The sequence below is a fragment of the Nocardia crassostreae genome, assembly GCF_001613405.1.
In the GTDB taxonomy this organism is placed as follows: domain Bacteria; phylum Actinomycetota; class Actinomycetes; order Mycobacteriales; family Mycobacteriaceae; genus Nocardia; species Nocardia crassostreae.
In genome coordinates this window covers 331,682-353,437 of record NZ_BDCH01000017.1, presented here as the reverse complement: position 1 = coordinate 353,437, position 21,756 = coordinate 331,682, and the positions used below count along the sequence as shown (strand labels likewise).

General features: G+C 68.3%; 23 protein-coding genes and 1 pseudogene. 12 read left to right on the top strand and 12 right to left on the bottom strand.

What is annotated here, in order from left to right; all coding sequences use genetic code 11:
• Window positions 1-95: 95 nt before the first annotated feature.
• The 3 genes from NC4_RS18100 to NC4_RS18090 all read left to right on the top strand — a co-directional run bounded on the left by NC4_RS18100 (window position 96) and on the right by NC4_RS18090 (window position 1,477).
• Window positions 96-542: a MarR family winged helix-turn-helix transcriptional regulator gene (locus NC4_RS18100; RefSeq protein WP_067539931.1), complete on the top strand. Its 447-nt coding sequence runs from the start codon at window positions 96-98 to the stop codon at window positions 540-542.
• A gap of 122 nt (window positions 543-664) precedes the next feature.
• Window positions 665-1,123, top strand: coding sequence for a hypothetical protein (locus NC4_RS18095; protein WP_067539532.1), 459 nt, complete (start codon window positions 665-667; stop codon window positions 1,121-1,123).
• A gap of 45 nt (window positions 1,124-1,168) precedes the next feature.
• Entirely contained in the window at window positions 1,169-1,477 is a 309-nt protein-coding gene (locus NC4_RS18090; RefSeq protein ID WP_067539529.1) for an antibiotic biosynthesis monooxygenase family protein, read from the top strand.
• Here the strand turns inward: NC4_RS18090 and NC4_RS18085 are convergent.
• Window positions 1,450-2,439, bottom strand: a complete 990-nt coding sequence (locus tag NC4_RS18085) for an AraC family transcriptional regulator (protein WP_245721754.1) — start codon at window positions 2,437-2,439, stop codon at window positions 1,450-1,452. The genes NC4_RS18090 and NC4_RS18085 overlap by 28 nt on opposite strands.
• Before the next feature lie 82 nt (window positions 2,440-2,521).
• Between NC4_RS18085 and NC4_RS18080 the strand changes: the two genes are divergently transcribed.
• Window positions 2,522-3,184, top strand: coding sequence for an NAD(P)-dependent oxidoreductase (locus NC4_RS18080; RefSeq protein ID WP_067539523.1), 663 nt, complete (start codon window positions 2,522-2,524; stop codon window positions 3,182-3,184).
• 84 nt (window positions 3,185-3,268) lie between these two features.
• On the opposite strand, the gene NC4_RS18075 is transcribed toward NC4_RS18080, so the two are convergent.
• The 3 genes from NC4_RS18075 to NC4_RS18065 form a co-directional block, all read right to left on the bottom strand.
• Window positions 3,269-4,084 carry a ParA family protein gene (locus tag NC4_RS18075; protein ID WP_067539521.1) on the bottom strand — a complete coding sequence of 272 codons (816 nt, stop codon included), beginning with the start codon at window positions 4,082-4,084 and terminating at the stop codon, window positions 3,269-3,271.
• A gap of 71 nt (window positions 4,085-4,155) precedes the next feature.
• Window positions 4,156-4,734 carry a cysteine hydrolase family protein gene (locus NC4_RS18070; RefSeq protein ID WP_067539518.1) on the bottom strand — a complete coding sequence of 193 codons (579 nt, stop codon included), beginning with the start codon at window positions 4,732-4,734 and terminating at the stop codon, window positions 4,156-4,158.
• A gap of 70 nt (window positions 4,735-4,804) precedes the next feature.
• Entirely contained in the window at window positions 4,805-5,131 is a 327-nt protein-coding gene (locus tag NC4_RS18065; RefSeq protein ID WP_067539515.1) for a hypothetical protein, read from the bottom strand.
• A 116-nt stretch (window positions 5,132-5,247) separates the two neighbouring features.
• On the opposite strand from NC4_RS18065, the gene NC4_RS18060 reads away from it, so the two are divergent.
• The gene (locus NC4_RS18060) at window positions 5,248-5,589 is read left to right on the top strand and encodes a winged helix-turn-helix transcriptional regulator (protein ID WP_067539511.1); all 342 of its coding nucleotides are present in this window, start codon (window positions 5,248-5,250) and stop codon (window positions 5,587-5,589) included.
• A 5-nt stretch (window positions 5,590-5,594) separates the two neighbouring features.
• Here the strand turns inward: NC4_RS18060 and NC4_RS18055 are convergent, their stop codons facing one another.
• Window positions 5,595-7,070: an FAD-dependent monooxygenase gene (locus NC4_RS18055; protein ID WP_067539506.1), complete on the bottom strand. Its 1,476-nt coding sequence runs from the start codon at window positions 7,068-7,070 to the stop codon at window positions 5,595-5,597.
• 85 nt (window positions 7,071-7,155) lie between these two features.
• Between NC4_RS18055 and NC4_RS18050 the strand changes: the two genes are divergently transcribed.
• The 3 genes from NC4_RS18050 (at window position 7,156) to NC4_RS18040 (ending at window position 9,766) form a co-directional block, all read left to right on the top strand.
• The gene (locus tag NC4_RS18050; RefSeq protein WP_245721753.1) at window positions 7,156-7,797 is read left to right on the top strand and encodes a TetR/AcrR family transcriptional regulator C-terminal domain-containing protein; all 642 of its coding nucleotides are present in this window, start codon (window positions 7,156-7,158) and stop codon (window positions 7,795-7,797) included.
• 104 nt (window positions 7,798-7,901) lie between these two features.
• Window positions 7,902-8,903 carry a saccharopine dehydrogenase NADP-binding domain-containing protein gene (locus NC4_RS18045; RefSeq protein WP_067539503.1) on the top strand — a complete coding sequence of 334 codons (1,002 nt, stop codon included), beginning with the start codon at window positions 7,902-7,904 and terminating at the stop codon, window positions 8,901-8,903.
• 11 nt (window positions 8,904-8,914) lie between these two features.
• Entirely contained in the window at window positions 8,915-9,766 is an 852-nt protein-coding gene (locus NC4_RS18040) for an NAD(P)H-binding protein (protein ID WP_067539500.1), read from the top strand.
• Window positions 9,767-9,802: 36 nt separating this feature from the next.
• On the opposite strand, the gene rplL is transcribed toward NC4_RS18040, so the two are convergent.
• From rplL to NC4_RS18020, 5 genes are all read right to left on the bottom strand, one after another.
• The gene (gene rplL / locus NC4_RS18035) at window positions 9,803-10,189 is read right to left on the bottom strand and encodes a 50S ribosomal protein L7/L12 (RefSeq protein WP_067539497.1); all 387 of its coding nucleotides are present in this window, start codon (window positions 10,187-10,189) and stop codon (window positions 9,803-9,805) included.
• Window positions 10,190-10,228: 39 nt separating this feature from the next.
• On the bottom strand, window positions 10,229-10,396 hold the full coding sequence (locus tag NC4_RS40290) for a hypothetical protein (protein WP_157554848.1): 168 nt from the start codon (window positions 10,394-10,396) through the stop codon (window positions 10,229-10,231).
• A 105-nt stretch (window positions 10,397-10,501) separates the two neighbouring features.
• Window positions 10,502-11,905, bottom strand: coding sequence for a lipase family protein (locus NC4_RS18030; protein WP_245721752.1), 1,404 nt, complete (start codon window positions 11,903-11,905; stop codon window positions 10,502-10,504).
• Window positions 11,906-12,180: 275 nt separating this feature from the next.
• Window positions 12,181-12,918: an IclR family transcriptional regulator gene (locus NC4_RS18025; protein WP_439957522.1), complete on the bottom strand. Its 738-nt coding sequence runs from the start codon at window positions 12,916-12,918 to the stop codon at window positions 12,181-12,183.
• On the bottom strand, window positions 12,915-14,423 hold the full coding sequence (locus NC4_RS18020; protein ID WP_067539491.1) for an APC family permease: 1,509 nt from the start codon (window positions 14,421-14,423) through the stop codon (window positions 12,915-12,917). Before NC4_RS18020 ends, NC4_RS18025 begins: the two co-directional genes overlap by 4 nt.
• Before the next feature lie 249 nt (window positions 14,424-14,672).
• Here NC4_RS18020 and NC4_RS18015 point away from each other — a divergent pair, with 249 nt between their 5' ends.
• From NC4_RS18015 to NC4_RS18000, 4 genes are all read left to right on the top strand, one after another.
• On the top strand, window positions 14,673-16,244 hold the full coding sequence (locus NC4_RS18015) for a flavin monoamine oxidase family protein (RefSeq protein ID WP_067539488.1): 1,572 nt from the start codon (window positions 14,673-14,675) through the stop codon (window positions 16,242-16,244).
• A 23-nt stretch (window positions 16,245-16,267) separates the two neighbouring features.
• Window positions 16,268-16,924, top strand: coding sequence for a Rid family hydrolase (locus NC4_RS18010; protein ID WP_067539486.1), 657 nt, complete (start codon window positions 16,268-16,270; stop codon window positions 16,922-16,924).
• 69 nt (window positions 16,925-16,993) lie between these two features.
• Window positions 16,994-17,527: a copper resistance CopC family protein gene (locus NC4_RS18005; protein ID WP_067539483.1), complete on the top strand. Its 534-nt coding sequence runs from the start codon at window positions 16,994-16,996 to the stop codon at window positions 17,525-17,527.
• Window positions 17,528-17,643: 116 nt separating this feature from the next.
• Complete coding sequence (locus NC4_RS18000) at window positions 17,644-18,570, top strand: NADP-dependent oxidoreductase (protein WP_067539481.1); 927 nt, start codon at window positions 17,644-17,646, stop codon at window positions 18,568-18,570.
• Between the two features lie 47 nt (window positions 18,571-18,617).
• Here NC4_RS18000 and NC4_RS17995 read toward each other — a convergent pair.
• Together NC4_RS17995 and NC4_RS17990 are read right to left on the bottom strand one after the other, a co-directional pair.
• Window positions 18,618-19,937, bottom strand: a pseudogene (locus tag NC4_RS17995) (MFS transporter).
• Between the two features lie 123 nt (window positions 19,938-20,060).
• Window positions 20,061-21,677, bottom strand: coding sequence for an AMP-binding protein (locus NC4_RS17990; protein ID WP_067539478.1), 1,617 nt, complete (start codon window positions 21,675-21,677; stop codon window positions 20,061-20,063).
• Window positions 21,678-21,756: the final 79 nt, after the last annotated feature.

The window sequence follows — 21,756 nt, the reverse complement described above, 5'->3', positions numbered from 1 at the left end:
CGCTATTTGCCGATTCATAGCCAACAAGATCAACACACCGATTGTTGGCCAACTGTGATGCCGCGCCGACCGGCCGGGTGGGCGAAGATGGGTCGGTGACCGCCGAGAACGACCGCCCCCGCCCGCCCGCGCCGAGCGCTTCCATCCTGGTGCTGACCCTGGCTCGGAAGGTCGAGACGGAACTCGCCGCCGCCCTCGTCCCGCTGGATCTGACCATTGCCCGGCTCGCGCTGCTCGGGCACATCTCCGGGGTGCCCGGCGCCTCGTTCAGCGATCTGGCGCGCATGTCGGGCACCAGCGTGCAGAGCGTGCACACGGCGGTGAAGGCACTGGTGGCGGCCGATCTGGTGCGGGACCGCACCGCGCGGGCGGGATCCGCCTCGACCATCGAGCTCACGGCCAAGGGGACCCGGCTGCTCGAGCGGGCGCGCAAGGTCGTGATCGAGGTCGACAACCGCGTCTTCGGACCCGCGGCGGATCCGATCCAGCAGCAGGTCGGTTCGGCCATTGTCGCCGCCTTCGTCGCGGGATTCGAATCCTGAATCGGTAGCCCTGAGTTCGCTGATACTGCCTTCCGATGGCACCCTTCAACTTCATTGAAGGTTGGTGCTAGTCTGCGTGCACCATGAAGCTTCAGCTGCATTGAAGGTAAGGTCTCGGATCCTTGGAACATCTCCTGCTGTCCGTCCACGTGGTCGCGGGCATTGTCTTCGTCGGCGGTTCGGCCGTCGCCGCCAGCCTGTTTCCCCGCTACGCCCCCGTCCTCGCCGCACCGGCCGCCGACGGTGAGCCGCCCGCCGAATCCGACCGCAATCCGGCGGTCGCCCGCGCCATGCACCGGATCACCGGCAACTACGCCATCTTCGGCCTCATCGTCCCCGGCGTCGGCATTGCCCTGGCCCTTGCCCAGGACCGCATGGGCGAAATCTGGATCACCATCGCCATGCTGCTCACCGCCGTCGCGGGCGGCCTGCTCGCCGGTCTGATCCACCCCTTGCAGCGCGACGCCCTCCGCACTCCCGACGACGGCAAACAGCTGCGCCGCCTGGGCATGTGGGCCGGAATCTACAACCTGCTGTGGACCGTCGTCGTCGTCCTCATGATCGTCCGCCCCGGCTCCTGACCACCGTTCTCCCACCCGCACAACCAATTTCGGAGGATTCCGCCCATGACCGACCACGGTGTCACCTTCATCAATGCCATCGAGCTCCCGGCCGATCAGATCGACGACTTCATCCGGCAGTGGCGCGAGCGCGCGGCGCTCATGCGCACCGCCCCCGGCTTCCGCGACGTCCGCCTGCACCGCGCCCTGCTGCCGGGCGCCCGCTTCCAGCTCGTCAATATCGCGCACTGGGACAGCGCCGAGGCCTGCGAGGCCGCGGGCCTGAACCCGGCCGTGGTGGCCTCCGTCGACGAGGCCCGCAAGGTGGCCAGCGCCAATCCGGGTCTCTACGAGGTGGTCGCCGAGTTCGCCTGAGGCGGACGGCTTCCGGCGCGGCGGATGGCGCCGGGGGTGGTGCCCGCCATACGGGTGAAGGCGCGACTGAAGGCAGCCTCGGATTGGTAGCCCATGCTGGCCGCGACGGCCGCGATGGTGTCGCCGCGCGCGAGTTGCGCTCGGGCGGAATCCATGCGGCAGCGCGCCACGTAGTGCATGGCGGGTTCGCCCACGAGTTCGGTGAAGCGCGCCGCGAAGGCGGAGCGGGACATGGCTGCTTCGGGGGCCAGCAGGGCGACGGTCCAGGGGGTGCCGGGTTCGCGGTGGATGGCGGTGATCGCGCGACCCAGTTGCGGATCGCGCAGGGCGCCCAGCCAGCCGGTGCGGGCGGCGGGCGCCTCGGCCAGCCAGGCGCGGATGGCCTCGATGACGAGGACATCGGCGAGGCGGACGGTCACGGCCTCGCCGCCCGGGCGCATGTGCCGGAGTTCGGCCGCCATCAGGCGCAGGATGTCGCGGACGTGCGAATCGTCCTCGCCGCCCGGGCGATACAGCACCGGCGGGAGCACATCCAGCAGGCGACCTACCGCGGGCTGTTCGAAACTCACCACGCCGCAGATCATTACGGTCCGCGGGCCGTCGCCGCCGCAGTGCAGGATCGAGTACCGCTCGCCGAACATGCGCTGCGGCAACTCGTCCACGCGTCCCGTGGCGGGTGCGCCGGGCGCGCTGCGCAGCCAGTGACCGCGGCCGTGCGGCACCAGGGCCATATCCCCGGCCCGCAACTGGACCGAGGGTTCGCGGTCGACCTCGAGCCAGCCGCAGCCCTCGGCCACCACATGGAAGGCCAGGCAGTCCGGATACGGCGGAATCTCCAGCCCCCAGGGCGCGCCCGCATCGGTGTGCGAATAGAACACGCCCTGCATCCGCACCGGGAACAGCGCTTCTCCCAAGGGATCCCGGGAAATCCGGGGAGCCACCGGCACTGGACGATCGAGCACAATTCCGAGACTAACCGTCATGGATCATCCAGTCACTCCTTCCTAGCGTGGAGACATCACTTCTCCACTCCGAAGGAACCTCATGAAAATCCTGGTCCTGGGCGCCACCGGCGGCACCGGCGCCGCGGTGGTCACCGAACTCCTCACCCGCGGCCACGACGTCACCGCCTTCTCGCGGCACGCCGAAACCCTCCTGCACACCAGCCCCTCCCCGGCCCTGCGCGCCATCTCCGGTGACGCCACCGATCCCGCAGCCGTCGACAGTGCCGTCGCCGGTCAAGACGCCGTCGTCATTGCGCTCGGCATCACCGAGAACCCGCTCCGCGTCCGCTTCCTCGGCCCCGCCCACACCTCTTCGAAGATCCGTTCCCAAGGCACCGCCGCCGCCGTAGCGGCCATGCGCCGCCACGGCGTCCGCCGCCTGGTGGTCCAGAGCTCCTACGGAATCGGCCCCACCGCAGGCAAACTCCGCCTCATCGATAAAATCTTCTACCCCCTGGTCATCGGCAACCAGATAGCCGACCACGCCCGCCAGGAGGCAATAGTCCGCGCCAGCGACCTCGACTGGACCATCACCCAGCCGGTCCACCTGAACGACGCCACCCCCACCCCCGCCCTCGTCTCCACCACCGGCGAAGTCGGCAACTGGCACGTCCCCCGCACCACAGTCGGCCGAGTCCTCGCCGACACCGTCGAATCCCCCGCCCACATAGGCCAATCCGTAGCAATCTCCGCCCGTCTCTGAACGGTTCACACCCCTCCCGCCCGGTTCACACCCGTTGTTCACCGCTGACAAGGGGTGTGAACCGGCGGTAAAGGGTGTGAAGCGTCAGGGCGTTCGGTGGGGGGAGCGGTGGACGACTTCGCGGGCGAGGGCTCGGTATTGGTCGGCGCCTGCGGAGTTCGGGGCCCAGGTGGTGATGGGTTCGCCCGCGATGGTGGCGTCGGGGAAGCGGACGGTGCGGGAGATGACGGTGTCGTAGACGCTGTCGCCGAAGACTTCGGCTACGCGGGCCTTCACCTGGCGGGAGTGGGTCAGGCGGGCGTCGAACATGGTGACCACGATGCCGAAGAGGGTCAGTCGGGGGTTCAGGCGGTCGCGGACCTTGTCCATGGTGTCGGTCAGCAGGGCCAGGCCGCGCAGGGAGAAGAACTCGCATTCCATGGGGATGATGACGCCGTCCGCGCAGGCGAGTGCGTTCACGGTGAGCAGGCTCAGGGAGGGCTGGCAGTCGATGAGGATGTAGTCGTAGCGCTCGCGCACGGGGGCCAGCACCCGCCGCAGCGAATGCTCGCGGCCGATCTGATTGACCAGCTGGATCTCCGCCGCCGACAGATCGATATTGCTCGGCAGTAGATCCATCTCGGGGACACGGGTTTTCCGCAGCACGTCGTCGATCGGAATCGGTGCGGTGCCGAAGAGGTCGTAGACCGTCGCGGTCAGGTCATTGGGCGGGACGCCCAGTCCCGCGGACAGCGCGCCCTGCGGATCGAGGTCGACCAGCAGGACGCGCTGACCGGATTCCGCAAGCGCGGCACCCAGATTGATGGTCGATGTGGTCTTGCCGACGCCACCCTTCTGATTACACAGCGCAACGATCTGCGCTTCGCCTCCTTCATCAGTCCGCGAGTAGTTTGCCAGCATGTCGCTAGGCTAGTCGCCGCGCTCCGCGACACTTCGACGGGCCGGATGAGGGATTGCTCACGCGCTCCCGCTCAGTCGCGGCGCATGAGTTTCGTGAGGGTCGCGGCATCGGTCGTACGGGAGCCGCCCGCGAAAGCGAGGGTGGCCAGCGCGCGTTCGGCGGCCTCCGAATGCCCTGCGCCGCAGGCATCGGTCACCATGATCGGGAGATAGCCCAGATCGGTGGCGTGCCGCACGGTCGGTTCGATACCCACCTCGAGAGCGATACCGGCAATGGCGAAGCTGTCGATCCGCAAGTCGCGCAGAGCGATATCCAGCGGCGTGCCCGCGAAAGCGGACATGGTGATCTTGTCGAACACCACTTCGTCCGGGCCCGGGGCGAGTTCGGGAATCAGCTGGTACTGCGGCGATCCCTGCGGGAAGGCGGTGCGGACCGCGGTGGGTTCGTCCACGTGCTGCCACTCCATGGCGGTGCGCAGTTGCGCGACGCCCGCCGCCGGACCCGGAATCGACATGTGCCGCGTGTAGAAGACGCGAAAACCGTTCTCCCGCGCCGTATCCCGCAACCGGCGGCAGGACTCGGCAATGCGCTCCCCGTCCGGGATCTGACCGACGATGCCCACCTGCATGTCGTAGATGATGACGGCCATGCGCGCCGGATCGCAGGCGTCCTCGACGGTCTACGGGATGGTCAGGCCGTAGGCGTAGCGCATGCGGGCCTCACTTGGTCCGGTCGTAGGGCTCGGCCACGTCGACCGTGGGATCCATGAGCGCCTCCAGCGGCAGCGGGGCGGTCACCGGAATGTAGGTCCACTCCAGGAAACCCTTCTTGCTGAGCGGGAAATCGTCGATATAGCGCTTGGCCTCCTCGACGCTGTCGACCTCCCACACGATGATCACGCCGGGCTCGTCGGCGCGCGCGTAGTTCTCCCGCACGATCCCGGCCTTCCACAACCGCCACACATTGGCCACCTCCTCCGGCAGGAAGGGCGTAATGGTCTCCATGGTCACGCCGGGCTTGAATCGGTCGAAAGTAATGACCTTCATAGGATTTGAACTCCGTGTCTGTCGTCGCGGCCGGACGCCGCGGTACGCAGTCCATGGAAGCTCGATGATTACAGTGTTACAAGAACGCACTTTTCGGTAAGTACCGGAGACGAGAGATGTCCGCGAAGCGCTACTACTGCCCGGTCGAGGTGACCGTCGACCTGATCGGCGGCAAATGGAAGCCGGTGATCCTGGCCCACCTCAAGGAGGGCGTGCACCGCTACGGCGAACTCCGCCGTCTGATGCCCGCCACCAGTGAGAAGATGCTGATCCAGCAACTGCGCGAGCTGGAATCGGACGGCTTCGTGCGGCGCACGGCCCGCGACACCGTGCCGCCGCAGGTGGAATACGACCTCACCGGGGAGGGCTGGAGTCTGGTCCCGGTGCTGACCGCGCTCTACGAGTGGGGCGAAAAGCGCGGTGCGCGAACCGGTATCACCATCGAGGCGCCCTCCTGACCGCGTCAGGCGGGCGCGCCGACCCAGGTGGTGAGCGCCTCGGCCAGCCCGTCGGCGCCGGGCTCGGCGGCCGCCCAGGCGATATAGCCGTCGGGACGAACGAGCACGGCGGCGGGGACCGGGGTAGCGCCCACGCCGGGCACGGGCCACTGCGCGGTCGGCGAATCGGCGCTGACGATGTCGATCCGATCGGCCCACCCGGTCGGCTCGGGAGCCGGAGTTCCGTTGAGCAGCAACAGGACCGGCCGCGCGGCGCGCAGCAGTTCGCCGACGCGGACCAGCCCGTCCGATACCACGAGGTCGGCGTCGGGGCAGCGGCGGCCCGCGAGAGGGTGGTCGCACTTGGTGTCGTAGCGGATGTCGAGGGCGGTGATCATGAGGCCGAGGCGGTGGCGCACCGGGTCCGTGTCGATCAGATCGCTGAGCACGCCGCGAAGGGCGTCGGTGTGCGCGCCGGGGCGCATGAGGGCGGTTTGGGCGCGGGTGTTGTGCAGCACGCGCGCCGCGACGGGATGGCGCTCGGATTCGTACGTGTCGAGCAGTTCGGCGGAGGCGGTGCCGTGCACCGTGGCCGCGAGTTTCCAGCCGAGGTTGACCGCGTCCTGGAGGCCGAGATTCTGGCCCTGGCCACCGGCGGGGTAGTGGATGTGGGCGGCGTCGCCCGCGAGCAGCACGCGGCCCACGCGGTAGCGCTCGGCGTGGCGGGCGGCGTCGCCGTAGTGGGTCACCCAGCGGGGACCGTGCATGCCGAAATCGGTTCCGGCGAGCTCGGTGAAGTACGCGCGGAAATCCTCGAAGGTGAGTTTCGTGCCGCGCGGGAGGACCACATCGTGGCGTTGCACGACCAGCCGGTACCAGCCGGGCTCGAACTGGATGGCGGAGAAGTCCCCGGCGCCCGCGCGCTGTGCGAAGAAGGGCTGAGCCGGTGGATCGGCCAATTCGACATCGGCGATCATGCCCGTGACGGTGACGGTGGCGTCGGTGCCGGGGAAGGCAATGCCCGCGAGCTTGCGGACGGTGCTGCGGCCGCCGTCGCAGCCGACGAGATACGCGGCGCGCAGGCGGCGTGGGTCCGGTCCGCCGATCTCCACTTCGACGCCCGTGGCGTCCTGGCGGAATCCGGTGACCGGCGACGACCACTCGGTGACGGCACCCAATTCCACTGCGCGGCCGTTGAGTTCGCGTTCCAACGTCGACTGGAGAACGGCGAGCGTGTACGGGTGGCGGGTGTCGAAATCGCTGAAGTCCAGTGGCAGACCGCCGAAGTGCCCGGCCTGGCCCTGTGGATACACCCGGTCGAGCAGACCGCGCGAGTCGAGGATCTCCATGGTGCGGGCGTGAATACCGCCCGCCCGGGATTCGCCGGTGCGGCAGGGCAATCCGTCCACCAGTACCACCCGAACTCCGGCGAGCCGCAGTTCACAGGCCAGCATCAGGCCGGTCGGTCCGGAACCGGCGATCACAACGTCGGTGGTTTCCATGATCTCTCTCCTTAACAACGTTAAATACCTTAATGCTGTTAAGGAGAACAGAACGTTGTTAAGGTGTCAAGGACGAGAGGAGACCGTGGTGAAACTGGATGCCAAGGTGATCGCCGAGACCGCACTGGGATTGCTCGACGAGGGCGGGCTCGACGGGCTGACCATGCGCAAGGTCGCGACGGCGCTGAACGTGCAGGCGCCCGCGCTGTACTGGCATGTCAAGAACAAGCGCGAACTCCTGGACGCCATGGCCGTGCACGTCTTCGTGGTCGCCGTCGACGGGGTCGAGGCGCCGCGGCAGGGCGAGGACTGGGGGGAGTGGGTGCTCGAACTCGCGCGGCGGCTGCGCCGGGCCATGCTGCGCTATCGCGACGGCGCGAAGGTGCTGGCCGGAACCTATGTCAGCGACGAGGCCATGTGGCGCACGGTCGAATTGACGCTGCGCACGCTCGAGGACGCGGGCCTCGCGCCCACCGACGCGGAGCGGGTCTTCCCGATCCTGCTGCACTACACGACCGGGTTCGTCATCGAGGAGCAGGCGCGCGGCGGTGTTGAGTACACCGAGAACCCCTACCGCCCCGAGCATCTCGGGCAGCTGGTCGATCCGGGCCGTTATCCCCGCACGGCGCGGTTGGTGACCGATATGGCCGCCGCCGACGTGGACGCGGAATTCGATCACGGATTGCGGATCATTCTCGCTGGAATCGTGGCCACCGCGCGGACCTGATTCGAAAGTATGTTCGCCGAACGGCCGTGCGGCGGTGCGGGCTCACTTAGGCTGGGGACCAAGGGGGCTCGAACGCCCCGTTCCGAGTTCAAGAGTTGATCCTCATGAGCGTATTCGCCGTTTACGGGGCCACCGGTCACACCGGTCGGCTGGTCACCGCCGAACTACTTTCCCGCGGTAAGGATGTCGTCGTATCCGGGCGAAATCCCGCCGCCCTCGCCACCGTCGGGCCCGCCCGCGTCATGGCCGCGCCGCTCGACGATCCGGCCGCGCTGCGCGCGCTGGCGGAGGTCGCCGACGTCGTGATCCATTGCGCCGGACCATTCGCCGAGACCGGACTGCCCGTCGCCACCGCCGCGGTCGAGGGCGGCTGCCACTATGTCGACCACGCCGTCGAGGTGCATCATGTGCGCCGATTGTTCGACGAGTTCCCGGAGCGGGCCCAGCGCGCCGGGATCACCATGCTGCCCAGCGTGAGTTTTTATGGCGGACTGGGTGATCTGCTGGCCGGTGCGGTCGCCACGGGCGTGCCCGAGATCGAGCGCATCACCGTGGCCTACGCCGTGACCAACTGGATGATGACGCACGGCGCGGTGGAGACCGCGCGCCTGCTCTTCGCGGACACCGAGCGCATCGGCTTCGCCGACGGCGAGCGGCAGGTCGGTTTCGTGGAGCCGCGCAATGCGGTGTTCGCCTTCCCGCCGCCGGTGGGACCGCGCACCGTCATCGCGCCGGTGCCTTTCCCGGAAGCGGTGACCATTCCGCGGCACACCCGCACGCGGGCGGTGGAGGCGCAGCTGACCGCGCGCACCTTCGAGGAGGAACAGGCCTTCAGCAGCGAGAATGTCGCGGCCGAAGAGCGCGCCAACAGCGAATTCACCATTGCGGCACAGATTATCGGCGCGCGTCCGGCGGCCGGGCACCTGCGCGGCCGGGATCTGTGGCGGGCCGCCGCGCTGGCCTCGGTGGAGGCCTCGGTCCGGCTCACCGAGGGCGCCGCCAAGAGCGGGGTCGCGAGTCCCGCCGAGACCTTCGACGTGACCGAGTCCCTGACCGCCTTGGCCGGTCAGGGCGTATTCGAGCTCGACCTCCCGAAACGACAGTGAGGAGAACGGCCATGGAACCGATCCTCGTCACGGGCGCGGGCGGCGGCGGCCAAGGCGCCACCGGGCGCGGCGTCGCGGAAACGCTGGTGCGCGACGGGCTTCCGGTGCGCGCGTTCGTCCATCACGACGATGGGCGCGCCGCCGAATTGAAGGATCTCGGCGCCGAGGTCGTGGTGGGTGATCTGCGCGAGATCAGTGCGGTGCGGCCCGCCGTGCGGGGTGTGCGGCGCGCGTACTTCACCTATCCGGTGACAGCCGGAATGCTGGACGCGGCGGCCGTTTTCGCCGCCGCGGCCCGGGAGGCCGGTCTCGAGAGGGTGGTCGCGACCTCGCAGCTGGGTTCGGATCCGGCGGCGGGCACACCGCATATGCGCAGGCACTGGGTCGCCGAACAGGCGCTCGATCGCGCCGGAATCGGCGCGGTGCATCTGCGTGCGGCCGTGTTCTTCGAGAATCTGCGCGTCGCCATCGGTGACAGCGGCGAATTGGCCTTGCCGCTGGGCTCCCCGGATACGGTGCTGCCCTTGATCGCGGGCGCGGATGTCGCCGGGGTGGGGGCCGGGGTGCTGCGCGCCGAGGGCCCGGTCGATCCGGTGCTCTGGCTCGCGGGGGAGGTCATGACGGTCGGGCAGGCGGCCGAAATCCTCGGTGTCCCTTATGTCGATCTCCATCCGGAGGAGTACTCCCGCATGGCCATGCCGAGCTATCGCGACGAGGTCACCGTCGAGCACCTCACCCATCTGTGGACCATGTTCGCCGCCATCGGATCCGGGCACGAACTGTTCCGCGTCACCGAAACCATCGAGCAGTTCACCGGCCGCCCGCCGCGTACCCTGCGCGAGTTCGCCGCGGGGACCGCCTAGTTCGCGCGGTCCCCGGGATCACCGCGGTGCCTGAGATCACCGCAGCGCCGCGCGAGCCCCGGCGGCCTCGAGTTTGGCCTTGGCGTTCTCGGCGGCGCTGCGGTCCACCCGTTCCAGGACGGCCTTCGGCGCGGATTCCACGAGATCCTTGGCCTCCTTGAGGCCCAGGCCGGGAATGACCTCGCGCATGGCCTTGATGACCTGAATCTTCTTGTCCCCGAAGGATTCCAAGATCAGGTCGAATTCGCTCTGCTCCTCGGCCGCGTCCACCGCGGGCGCGGTATCGGTCGCGGCCACGGTGGCCACCGGCGCGGCGGCGCTCACCCCGAATTCGTCCTCGAACGCCCTGAGGAACTCCGAGAGCTCCAGCAGCGTCATCCCTTTGAAAACATCGAGCAACTCGTCGATGGACATCTTGGCCATAACATTCCCCTGCAACCGCGACCAGGCACTACGTCCAGATTACGCGGCTTCCTCGGTGCTCTCGGGACCCTTGCGCAGATCCTCGAGATGGCGGCGGTGCATGGCGCAGCGATGCACCGGGCCCGGGGTGATGTAGGCCGGGTCCAGCCGTTGTACGAAGGTGAGGTGGTCGCGACGCCAGCAGTCGATGCAGACCGGCTCGTCCATGTCATCCTCCTGGGAAAGCCGACGAAATGCTTGTGCCCCTAGGATTCCCGTTCACCGGTCGTCCAATGCCGCCGTATTCATCTGCTCATCTGATTGTTACAGAGCTCAGCAGTTTCCGGTCGCGGGCGCCCCGCGCAATCGCTGGTCCAGCCAGTCCATGGTGGCGGTGTAGGAGTTGAGGTAGGCGAGCAGATGCTCGCCGCCGACAATGTTTTTGGTCGCCGCGACGCCGAGCGCGCATTGTTCCCGATGCAGCCGTTCCGCGCCCGCCACCGGAATCCAGGGATCGTGCAGTCCGTGGTATACGAACAGCGGTATCGCGGATTTCCGGCCGCTGAGGCTCAGCCGATCGAAAATATCCGCGGCGATCGTCCTGTCGAGCGGTTTGTCGATATTGGCCACGGTCTCGAACGTAACGGGAACCATGCCCAGCCCGCCGAAACTGCCACTGCATATTTCCTTGACCGGCGAGGTCGCCGCCCACTCCGCCAGATGATTCATCAGGCCGAGTATTTCCGGATGTTCCCGGGCGATCGCGAGGGCGATGGTGAGCAGGAAACCGGAGGCGTACGAGCCGTCGAAAGCCCGCGCGAAAGCCTGGTAATCCGTGGTCAATCCACCGAGACTCGCGCCCGCCAGATAGGGCGTCAGCTCGGGCGCGTATTCCTCGGCGAGCACGGCCCCGGCATAGGAGGCAATGGCGCCCCCGGAATATCCGGTCGAGGCGAACCGGCTCTCCCCGAACCGCTCCGGCGCGAAATTCCGCACGGCCCGGATGGAATCCAGCATGGTGTGCCCGGCGACGGTCGGCTCCGCATAGGACATCAGCGGCCCCTCGTGATCGGGAATGACCACCGCATAGCCTTGCTCGGCCGCCCACAGCGTCGGCGACGGCAGGAAATCCTGTCCGGTCGGCACCTCCAGCCCGTGCGCCAGCACATATCCGGTCGTGCACTTCCGGCTCAGCGCATTGATGGCCGTGGCGTTCAGCAGCACCGGCTGACCGCCCGCACCTGTCCAGGGCTTGGCGGGCAGCAGCAGCGTCGCGGTCCCGATGGACGGTGCGCCGGAGGAATTGGTCGTGCGGAATTTCAGCAATGTGGCCCGCTGAATTACCGTTCCCGTCGTCACCAGCAGCATGGGCAGCGCCGTCGCGGTCACATCGCGCGTTTCCAGAATGTCGCCCGGCGCATATCGATCGAGATCGGCGGGCCACACGTCGAACAATGGATCACCGGTGGGCGCCGACTGCACCGCATGCCACAGCGGCATCAAATCCGCCGGTACGTTCTCCGGCGCCGGGAGCGCCACCCGCGGCAGCGTCTGCGTCGGTTTCGGAATTGTCGCGTCGATCCACTGCTGCAGCGGATTGGGTCCCTGCGGCAACCCGGCGGGCGGCGCGAGAGAAATGGGCGGAACCGGCGGCGGCTCGGCCAGCGCGGTCGTCTGCCCCATTGTCAGCGAAAAACCGACCACCACCGTGGTCGCAGCAGTCGTCAGATATTTCACGAAACGGAAGCTACAACCACAAACCGGGCAAACCGGGGATTTGGGACGATATTCATCCATGAACTTGCGGTGAACCCCCGTCCGCGCCGAAAGAGTTCCCGGCGGCACGGATTGTCAGCTTCGCAGGCTTCGATCGTCATGGTGTCCAGGTATTTGCTCACCTAGTGTTTCTGGCTGTCGGCCCGGACTCGCCCCCCGGAGGTCGGCAAGGTGGATGCCCCCGTCCGATCGTCCGCCCCGACTCGGACGGGGTGCACCGCCGCCCGCCGCCGCGATCACACCCGCAGCCGGGCGGCGAAGGATTGCAGCAGGTCGATCAGGTCGCGGTCGTGGATCGTAATGTGCCCGGTGCGGCCGATGGCGGCCAAAGCGCCGGTGATCGCGCCGTTCTCGCCGCGTACCGCCACCGCGACCGCGCTGCGGCCGATCCGGCATTCATCGATTTCGGTTGCGATGTTTGTGGAGCCGACGCGGCGCAGTTCGGCGGCCAGCCGGGCGGGCGCGGTGATGGTGAAGGCGGTGATCCGGCGCGGCCGCCCGGGCGTCAGTTCCGGGTGTCCGGCAATGAGGAGCTTGCCGATGGCCGAGGCGTGCGGATGCGCGGTCAGAATGTTCTCACCGCTGAGTTCGTGATCGGGATCCTTGTCTATCAGCCGGATTCGGCTGCCGGTGAACGACGCGAGGTGAATGCCGTAGCGCAGCTGGGCGCGCAGCTCGGCCAGGATGTGGCGGCTGTCGGCGGCCGGATCCGATGCGGTCGCGGCCGCGGCGAGCTCGCGGGTGCGGCGGCCGAGGGCGAAACCGGAGAGGTCCTCCACCCGCACCAGATAGCCGTCGGCCACCAGGAGATTCAGCAGCCGGTAGGCCGTGGCGGGCGGCACGCCGGTATGCGCCGCGATGGCCTTCGCGGTGGCGCCGGGACCGAGCTGGGCCACCGCTTCCAGTAATGCCAGGGCCTTCTGCACGGCGCGCGGCTCGTGGCCGGTCGGTCCGCCGCGCACGATGGTGGTCACGGCTCGTCGGGGCCGCGGCGGTTCGCGCCGACCAGGGCGATACTGCCGCGGGCATTGACCGCGAACATCCCGGCGCCGGGCAGCACATCGGCCGACTCGGGACTGTCGAAAACCCCGATGGCGCGCAGGCTTCGGGGGTGGAACACCCGCAGGTAGCGATGCCAGGCGGCACCGGCGGCCAGCACGCAGGCCACCGTGGCGGCCGCGGCGTAGGTGCCGTCGCGCGCCTGCGTGATCATCAGGCACGCGAGCGTGGCGGTCAGCGCGGCGGCGCCGAGCCAGCCCGCGTACCAATCGATTCGGGTCGTCTCGCGAATGCGCCGCAGGAAGCGCACCGTCGCCACCGCGACGAGAATGTAGGCCGTGACGAGGGCGGTCCGCACAGCCGTAGCGGCCGCGGCGGGAATACCGTCCGCCGCCACATAGATCAGGCCGCCGGTCGTGGTGATGCCGACAATGACGGCCAGCGCCATGTGCGGGGTGCGCAGGCGCGCGCCGATGCGGGTGAACACGCCCGGCAGCACGCCCTCCAGGCTCATCGAATACACCAGGCGCGAGGCGGCATTCGACGACGCCATGGACGAGGCCAGCCAGGAGCAGGTGAGACCGATATTCAGCAGGATCACCACGACCGGGCTCACCCCGCCCGCGGCGCCGTGCAGATACGCGCTGAACAGCACATCGGCCCGGCCGGTGCAGGCCGCCCAGCCCGCGAAGATGAACAGCGTGCCGCACAGCAGCGGGGTGAGCAGGACGGTACGGGTGACCGTTACCAGCGGCCGCCGCGTCTCGGGTGCGAAGAAGGTGGCGCTCTCGAATCCGGCCAGCCCGAACAGCGCTCGCATGGCCACGAACAGCACCCCGGGTCCGGCCGGGGCGGTCGGCGGTACCGGCGGGGCGACCCCGGCCGAACCGGCGATCAGCAGACCCACGATGAAGAGGAGCGAACACGCCTCGACCGCCAGGATCGCCACCGCCGCGAAGCGCACGCCCCTGACCAGGGCGCTCGCAATGGCCAGCGCGACGGCGACATAGACCGCCGCGACGCCCCAGCCGCGCAGCTGGAGGCCGGATTGCGCGGCCAGCACGAGCACTGCCTGCCCGCCGTGATACATGGTGATCGCCCCGCTGCCCAGGTATTTCACCAGCAGGCCCACACCGCACGTGACCGCCGCCCGGGTGCCCAGGCCCTGAAAAGTGAAGGTGTACAGGCCGCCCGAGGCGGCCAGCCGCCGGGTGAACTGCGCGATGCAGTGCGCCATCAGCATGATCACCGCGGTCGCCGCCACAATGGTGACCAGTCCGGGCAGCCAGGTCTCGTGGGTGAACATGGTGACCGGCAGTAGCACCATGGAGGCCGCGGGCGCGGTGGTGGCGACCGACTGGCCGAGCAATTCGAGGGGGGACAATTGCCTGCGGCCCAGGGCGCGCAGGGGGGATACCGCCGGTCGCTCGGGCTCCCCGGCCGTGAACGACCGGGCGACGGCGTCGGCCAGAGCGCCCATCAACACACCTCCACCAGACATCGGGTGCGGGCGACCCTATCCAGGACGCGTTTCCGGTGCGTTTCGGTCGCGCGACGGCCGTTTGTCACCGAGTGAGAACTCCGCGCGGCCCGTCCCACTCGCCGACCGTCGAAACGTTTCCCGTCCGTATCCGAATCGAATCGGAGCGATTCGAGACTTTCCGCAAGAACGCATTTCGCGGATCGACAGCGGATGGAGCTCGAATTATCAGTCACCAGAAGATCTTTCATGCGCGGTCTGGGCGCCACCGGCGGCGTCGGACTGGCCTACGGCGCGATGTCGGCCATCGGGCTGGCGCCCGCGACCGCGGATACGCCGCGTTTCCGCTCACCGGCCATGGGTGATCTGATCGGCAAGGCCGCCAAGAATTCCTCGGTGGTCGTGCTCGGTGGCGGCCCGGCCGGTTTGTGCGCGGCCTACGAATTGCGCAAGGCGGGCTATACCGTCACCGTGCTCGAGGCCCGGCAGCGGCCGGGCGGGCGGGTGTGGTCGGTGCGCGGCGGGACGACCGAGACCGATCTCAATGGCGAAACCCAATCCTGTACCTTCGCCGAAGGGCATTACTTCAATCTGGGCGCGACCCAGATTCCGCAGGGGCACATCACGCTCGACTATTGCCGGGAATTGGGCGTGGAAATCCAGCCTTTCGGCAATCAGAATGCCAATACGCTGGTCAACTACCGCAGCGAGACGGAAATCTCGGGACAGTCGGTGCAATACCGGGCCGCCAAGGCCGATGTGTACGGGTACATGTCGGAGCTGCTGCAGAAGGCGGCCTCGCGCGGCGCGCTCGACGATGTGCTCACCTCGGCCGACAAGGACGCGCTGGCGACCTTCCTGCGCGATTTCGGTGATCTGTCCAGCGATGGCCGGTATCTCGGATCCTCGCGCCGCGGTTACGATTCCGAACCCGGCGCGGGCCTGAACTTCGGTTCCGAGCGCAAGCCCTACGGTATGTCGGATGTGATTCGCAGCGGTATCGGCCGCAACTTCAGCTTCGAGTTCGGCTACGACCAGGCCATGATGATGATGACCCCGGTCGGCGGCATGGACCGCATCTATTACGCCTTCCAGCGCGAGATCGGTACGGACCGTATTCGATTCGGGGCCGAGGTGACGTCCATGACGAACACCGGAAGCGGCGTCCGGGTCGAATACCGGCAGGATGGCGACCGGAAGGCCATCGACGCCGACTACTGCATCTGCACGCTGCCCCCGAACCTGGTCGGGCGGCTCGGCAACAATCTGCCCGCCGATGTGCTGCTGGCCCTGAAGGCCGCGATCCCGGTGTCCTCGGGCAAGCTCGGCATCGAATACTCCCGCCGCTGGTGGGAACTCGAGGATCGCATCTACGGCGGCGCCACCAATACCGACAAGGACATCGCCCAGATCATGTTCCCCTACGACCATTTCAATGCCGATCGCGGCGTGGTGGTCGGCTATTACAACACCGGGCTACGCCATCTGGCCTTCGAATCCCTAACGCACCGGCAGCGTTTGGCCAAGGCGGTGGACGAGGGCGCGGCCATTCACGGCGACAAGTACCGAGGCGATATCGCCTCCTCCTTCTCCGGCAGCTGGCGGCGCACCAAATACTCCGAGGGCGCCTGGGTCGGCTGGTCCGGCAGCGATGCGCACGGCGGCGAGGCCACACCGGAGTACACCAAACTGCTGGCCCCGGTCGACCGCGTCTACTTCGCGGGCGACCACCTGTCCAATGCCATTGCCTGGCAGCACGGCGCCTTCACCTCGGCGCGCGATGTGGTGACCGCTCTGCACACCCGAATCGCCGCCAGCTGAACGACTTTCGACTAGGAGACCCCATGCAACGACCGCTCACCGTGACCGCCGCGACCCTGGCGGCCGCCATTGCCCTCACCGCCTGTTCCGCCGATTCCACGGACGCCGAACCCGCCGATCCCGGCGCGGTCAGCAAGTCGATTCTCGAAGCGGGCCAGGCGAACCCGATGATCGCCCAGGGCGTGGTCATCCGCACCGACGCCGCCATCTACAAGACCAGCGGTATCGGCCCCGCCGCGACCAACAAGGCGGCCAAGGAGGGCACGCCCGAATCCTTCATCGATACCGCCCAATTCGCGAACGGCGTGCTGCCCGCCGGTGTCACCATCACCGAGGCGCAGGGCCTGGCGGTCCTCACCCGCATCAAGGAGAACCTCGAAGCCCAGGGCCTGTCCCCGGAGAACGTCACGACCATGCGTGTCTTCCTCGACAATGCCCCCGGCTCCGACCGCGCCGACTACGCGGGCTGGAACCGCGCCTACCGCCAGTTCTTCGCCAATACCAACCTCGAAACCGGTGATACCGAACTGGTTCCGCTGGGCACCGCCGCCCCCGCCGCTCCGCTGCTGCGCAATCCGGCGCGGCCCACCCGGTTCGCCCTGGAGGTCGCGGGCCTGCCCGTGGCGGGCTGGCTCGTCGAGGTGGAGGTGGAGGTGGACGCGGTCTACCCGGCCGAATAGGTCCTCGCCACCCGCCCGTTGACTAGGATGCGGACCACCGTCCGACGATCCCGGGTGAGGAGCTCTACCATGGTGAAAGCGCAGGTGGTGGCGTTGTTTTCGACACTGGCCCTGTTCTGGGGCGCCGGTGTCGCGATGGCGCACACCGAACTCACCGAGGCCGACCCGGCTTCCGGCGCGGTCCTCGGGACCGCGCCGGAGCGGGTGACCCTGACCTTCAGCCAGTCCGTGGACGGCTCCGGCGCCACGCTCACCATCACCGGCCCGGCGGGTGACGCCTGGGCCGCCGCGCCCGCCGAAGTCAGCGGCGCACAGCTCAAGGTGCCGCTGCGCAGCGGTATGCCGCCCGGCCAATACACCGTCAGTTATCTGGTGCGCTCTGAAGACGGTCATTCGATCCACGGCCTCTACGGCTTCACTCTCGCGGGCCCGCCGCCGACCGCACCCCCGACCGCGACCACCCCGGCCCCCGCCACCACCCCGACCGCGCCGCCGCAGGACGTCATCGACGAGAAGGACTACACCTTGCTGTGGTTCGGCGGCGTGGCGGCCGTACTCGCTGTGGCAATGGTCGCGGGAGTGGTCTTCATCAACAAGCGCTGACCGGGGCATACGCCCTTGCGCAGCTGTGGTTTACGCGCGGATAGTTGACGCGAGGAATAACTGGGAGTACTTGTTTGTCGTAGCAATAGTCCGCACGGCAAATAAAGGAGACTCTCATGTACGCGATCACCCAGGACACCTTCGGCGGCCCCGAAGTGCTGTACCGCACCGAGATCGAGCGCCCGCGTCCCGCCGCCGGGGAGGTGCTGGTGCGCGTGCGCGCGGCCGGTGTGAACCCGGTCGACGCGGCGGTCCGTGGCGGGCATTTTCCGCTGTTCCCCGAACCGCCCTTCGCCCTGGGCTGGGATGTGGCAGGCGTCGTCGAAGCGCTCGGCGACGGCGTGACCCGCTTCGAGGTGGGCGCGGAAGTGCTCGGCCTGACACTGTTCCCGAAAGCCGCTGGGGCGTATGCCGAATACCTGGTGGCTCCCTCCGACGAGCTGGTGGCCAAGCCCGCCGCCCTCCCCATGTCCGCGGCGGGCGCGCTCCCCTTGGCCGGTCTCACCGCCTGGGAGGGCCTGGTCACCATTGCCGCTGTCGAACCGGGCCAGCGCGTCCTGATCCACGCCGCCGCCGGAGGCGTCGGCCACCTGGCCGTCCAAATCGCCAAGTCCCGCGGCGCCCACGTCATCGCCACCGCCCGCACCGCCAACCACGCCTTCCTCACCGACCTCGGCGCCGACGAGCTGATCGACTACACCACAACCGATTTCACCACCGCTACCGATCCGGTCGACGTGGTCCTCGACCTGGTCGGCGGCGACTACGCCCTACGCTCCACCCAACTCCTGAAGCCCGGCGCCCTCCTGGTGACCACCGTCGGCCACAACCCCGGCATCACCCCCGAACAAGCCGCCCAGCAAGGCATCCGCTTCGAAACGGTCATGGTCCACCCCTCCGCGACCGACCTGGCCGAACTGGTGGCCCTCACCGAATCCGGCGCCCTCCGCGTCCACGTCGACCGCGAATTCCCCCTCGCCGACGCCGCCGAGGCCCACGCCACCACCGGAAACGCCAAGGGCAAAACGGTTCTCGTCCCGTGATGCCGATGGCCGGGGCGGCGGTCCGCCCCGGCGTGTGCGGTGGGATCTCAGAGAGCCTTGTCCTTGGTTTCGGTCAGTCCCCAGGTGCAGGCGACGCTGAGGGCGGCGAGGGCGGCGAGGAGGATGCCGATGGAGATGCTGCCGAAGGCTTCGGTCAGGGGGGCGGCGATGAGTGGCGGGATGGCGCCGCCTACGACGCCGCCGAGGTTGTAGCCGAGACCGGCTCCGGTGTAGCGGTAGCGGGTTTGGAAGGTTTCGGGGAGCAGGGCGCCGCAAGGGCCGTACTCGATGCCGAAGATGGTGAGGGTGACGATGACGCCTATGGCGAAGGCCAGGTGGGTGCCGGTGTCCAGGAGGGGGAACAGGGCCAGGGCCCAGAAGATGGCTACGGTGCAGGCGGCCAACAGGACTCGGCGGCGGCCCAGGCGGTCGGAGTAGAGCGCGGAGGTGACGGTGGCTATGCCGAAGGCGATGGCCGCCGCAATGCCGACGGTGAGGACGAACGGGCGGGTGAAGCCCAGGGTTTTGGTGCCGTAGCTGGTGAGGTAGGCGGTGCCCATGTAGAAGAAGGAGAACTGGGTGGCCAGTGCGCCGCCGGTGAGCAGGATCTCGCGGGGCTGGTGCCGGACGGCGTCGAGGAAGGGCAGACGGCCGGTGGCGGGACCGGCCGCGGCGCGGGCGGTTTGGTTCGCCCGGAAGACGGGGGTCTCCTCGATGGCGAGGCGCACGTAGAGGCCGAGGGCGACCAGCACGATGGAGAACAGGAACGGAATGCGCCAACCTCAGGTGAGGAAGGTCTGATTGGTATCGCCCAGCACCGCGCCGGTGATCAGGAAGGTGCTGCTGGACAACAGGAATGCGAAGGCCGGGCCGACCTGCGGGAACATGGCGTAGCGGCCGCGCTTGCCGGGCGGGGCGTATTCGGCGGTGAGCAGGGTGGCGCCCGCCCATTCGCCGCCGACGGCGAAGCCCTGACCGAAGCGCAGCAGCACCAACAGGATCGGCGCGAGCACGCCGATGCTGTCGGCACTGGGCAGCAGGCCGATGAGCAGGGTGCACACGCCCATCAGCAGCAGCGTGGACACCAGGGTCGCCTTGCGGCCGACGCGATCGCCGTAGTGCCCGAACAGCACCGCGCCGACCGGCCGGGCGATGAACGCCACCGCGAAGGTCGTGAACGAGGCGACGGTGCCCGCCGTGGACCCCAGCGCCGGGAAGAACACCTTCGGAAAGACCAGGGCCGCCGCGGTGCCGTAGATGAAGAAGTCGTAGAACTCGATGGTGGTGCCGATACAGCTGGCAATCGCCACTTTTCGCACGCTGGTTCCGGACGCCGGGGTCGCCGTCGTCGTGGGTGAGACTTTCACTGCTGTTCCTCTTTCTGCCCGGCGCGGGCCGTTCGGGTCCCGCTGGGTGAGAGAAACGTAGTGATCCACGTCACTGTAGAACTACCCCCGGAATGGGGGTGGGGCGGCCCCGCCGACTCCGGCTCAGCGCTGCCGCAACAGGAACCGCTGCACCTTGCCGCTGGGCGTCTTGGGCAGGGCGTCCACGAAGTGCACGGTGCGCGGATAGGCGTGCGCGGCGAACTTGGTCTTCACCAGCCGCTGTAGTTCCGCCTCCAGTTCCGGACCGCCCCGGAAACCATTGGCCAGCACCACGAATGCCTCGAGCACCTCGCCGCGCAGGTCGTCCGGCATGCCGACCACGGCGGCCTCCAGCACGGCCTCGTGCAACACCAGCACGCTCTCGACATCGAACGGGCCGATGCGATAACCGGCCATGATGATCACATCGTCGTCGCGGGCCGAGAAGTAGAAGAAGCCATCCGCGTCGACCGTCCCGGCGTCGCCGGTCAGATACCAGCGACCGTCGGCGGTATAGCGGGACGCGGTCTGCTCGGGCGCGTCCACATAGCCGGTGAACCAGATCGCCGGACTGGTGCGGGTATCCACGACCACCCGGCCCTGCTCACCGGGAGCCAGTACGCGATCGGAGTTCTCGTCGATGACGGCCAGGGTCGTACCGGGCAGCGGCTTGCCCATCGAGCCCGGCCGCACCTCGGCGCGCAATGCGTCGTGCCAGGAATTGGCGATCAGCATGCCGTGCTCGGTCTGCCCGTAGTGGTCGCGCACCGCGATGCCCAGCGCCCGCTCGGACCAGGCCGGGATATCCGGGGTCAGCGGCTCTCCGGCCGAGGATGCGCGCCGCAATCGCACACCGGCCCAAGCGCTTTCGTCATCGGCCCGGAGCGCGCGGTAGACGGTCGGGGCGGCGGCCAGATTCGTCACGCCGAACTTCTCGAGCACCTGCCGGGTGAGCGGTGCGGAGAACCCGGAATGCAGCAGCAGACTGCGCGTTCCGCTCGCCAGCGGCGACAGGATGGCGTAATACAACCCGTACGCCCACCCGGGATCGGCGATATTCCAGTAAACGTCGTCGGCGCGCACATCGAGCGCGAAACGCTGATAGCCGACCAGGCCCGCCAGCGCCCGCACCGGCACCGGAACCCCCTTGGGCGTCCCCGTGGTTCCGCTCGTGTACAGCTGCACGAGAATGCCGTCCGCACCCACCGCCACGGCCGCGCCGCGCGGATCGTCCGCGGGGTACCGGGCCAGCAGTGCGTCCAGCGACAGCTCGCCCGCCCCGCCCGCGACGATCACCCGCCATATCGGATCGGCGGGCACATCCTCGCCCGGATTCAGCTTGGATTGCTGATCGGCATCGGCCACAACGACTTTCGCGCCGCTCGCGGTGAGCCGGAAGGCAATGGCCGCCGGTGCGAAGGCGGTGAACAGCGGTACATGCACCGCCCCGCGCCGCCAGATCCCGAGCAAGACCGTCAGCAGATCCGCCGACTTGCCCATGAGGGTCGCGACCCGATCGCCCGGCTCGATCCCGAGATCCGCCAGCGCCGCCGCGAACCGGCCGGACCGCTCACGCAATTCGCCGTAGGTGATATCGGCCGCGCTCAGATCGCTCTCCACAATGGTGAACGCGATATCCCCGGCGGGATGCCGGTCGCACAGCAACTCCGCGGCACACGCCGTGGGGGAGCCATACTCCGCGAGCAGGTCGCGAACGACGGTGTTCGGATCGATAGTCATGAATGCTCTCCTGGCCCGGCGGGCGTCCGCCGCCGCGGTCGCACTCCACGATCCCCATCGACTCCGGGCCACGGTACCC

What these genes read in the sequence shown, in the direction of transcription:
- NC4_RS18055 (WP_067539506.1), bottom strand. Translation starts at nt 7,070, where the DNA reads ATGGAAACCACCGACGTTGTGATCGCCGGTTCCGGACCGACCGGCCTG.
- NC4_RS18015 (WP_067539488.1), top strand. Translation starts at nt 14,673, where the DNA reads ATGCGCGGTCTGGGCGCCACCGGCGGCGTCGGACTGGCCTACGGCGCG.
- NC4_RS18005 (WP_067539483.1), top strand. Translation starts at nt 16,994, where the DNA reads ATGGTGAAAGCGCAGGTGGTGGCGTTGTTTTCGACACTGGCCCTGTTC.
- NC4_RS18080 (WP_067539523.1), top strand. Translation starts at nt 2,522, where the DNA reads ATGAAAATCCTGGTCCTGGGCGCCACCGGCGGCACCGGCGCCGCGGTG.
- NC4_RS17990 (WP_067539478.1), bottom strand. Translation starts at nt 21,677, where the DNA reads ATGACTATCGATCCGAACACCGTCGTTCGCGACCTGCTCGCGGAGTAT.
- NC4_RS18060 (WP_067539511.1), top strand. Translation starts at nt 5,248, where the DNA reads ATGTCCGCGAAGCGCTACTACTGCCCGGTCGAGGTGACCGTCGACCTG.
- NC4_RS18070 (WP_067539518.1), bottom strand. Translation starts at nt 4,734, where the DNA reads ATGGCCGTCATCATCTACGACATGCAGGTGGGCATCGTCGGTCAGATC.
- NC4_RS18000 (WP_067539481.1), top strand. Translation starts at nt 17,644, where the DNA reads ATGTACGCGATCACCCAGGACACCTTCGGCGGCCCCGAAGTGCTGTAC.
- NC4_RS18075 (WP_067539521.1), bottom strand. Translation starts at nt 4,084, where the DNA reads ATGCTGGCAAACTACTCGCGGACTGATGAAGGAGGCGAAGCGCAGATC.
- NC4_RS18020 (WP_067539491.1), bottom strand. Translation starts at nt 14,423, where the DNA reads ATGGGCGCTCTGGCCGACGCCGTCGCCCGGTCGTTCACGGCCGGGGAG.
- NC4_RS18065 (WP_067539515.1), bottom strand. Translation starts at nt 5,131, where the DNA reads ATGAAGGTCATTACTTTCGACCGATTCAAGCCCGGCGTGACCATGGAG.
- NC4_RS18045 (WP_067539503.1), top strand. Translation starts at nt 7,902, where the DNA reads ATGAGCGTATTCGCCGTTTACGGGGCCACCGGTCACACCGGTCGGCTG.
- NC4_RS18010 (WP_067539486.1), top strand. Translation starts at nt 16,268, where the DNA reads ATGCAACGACCGCTCACCGTGACCGCCGCGACCCTGGCGGCCGCCATT.
- NC4_RS18090 (WP_067539529.1), top strand. Translation starts at nt 1,169, where the DNA reads ATGACCGACCACGGTGTCACCTTCATCAATGCCATCGAGCTCCCGGCC.
- NC4_RS40290 (WP_157554848.1), bottom strand. Translation starts at nt 10,396, where the DNA reads ATGGACGAGCCGGTCTGCATCGACTGCTGGCGTCGCGACCACCTCACC.
- rplL (WP_067539497.1), bottom strand. Translation starts at nt 10,189, where the DNA reads ATGGCCAAGATGTCCATCGACGAGTTGCTCGATGTTTTCAAAGGGATG.
- NC4_RS18040 (WP_067539500.1), top strand. Translation starts at nt 8,915, where the DNA reads ATGGAACCGATCCTCGTCACGGGCGCGGGCGGCGGCGGCCAAGGCGCC.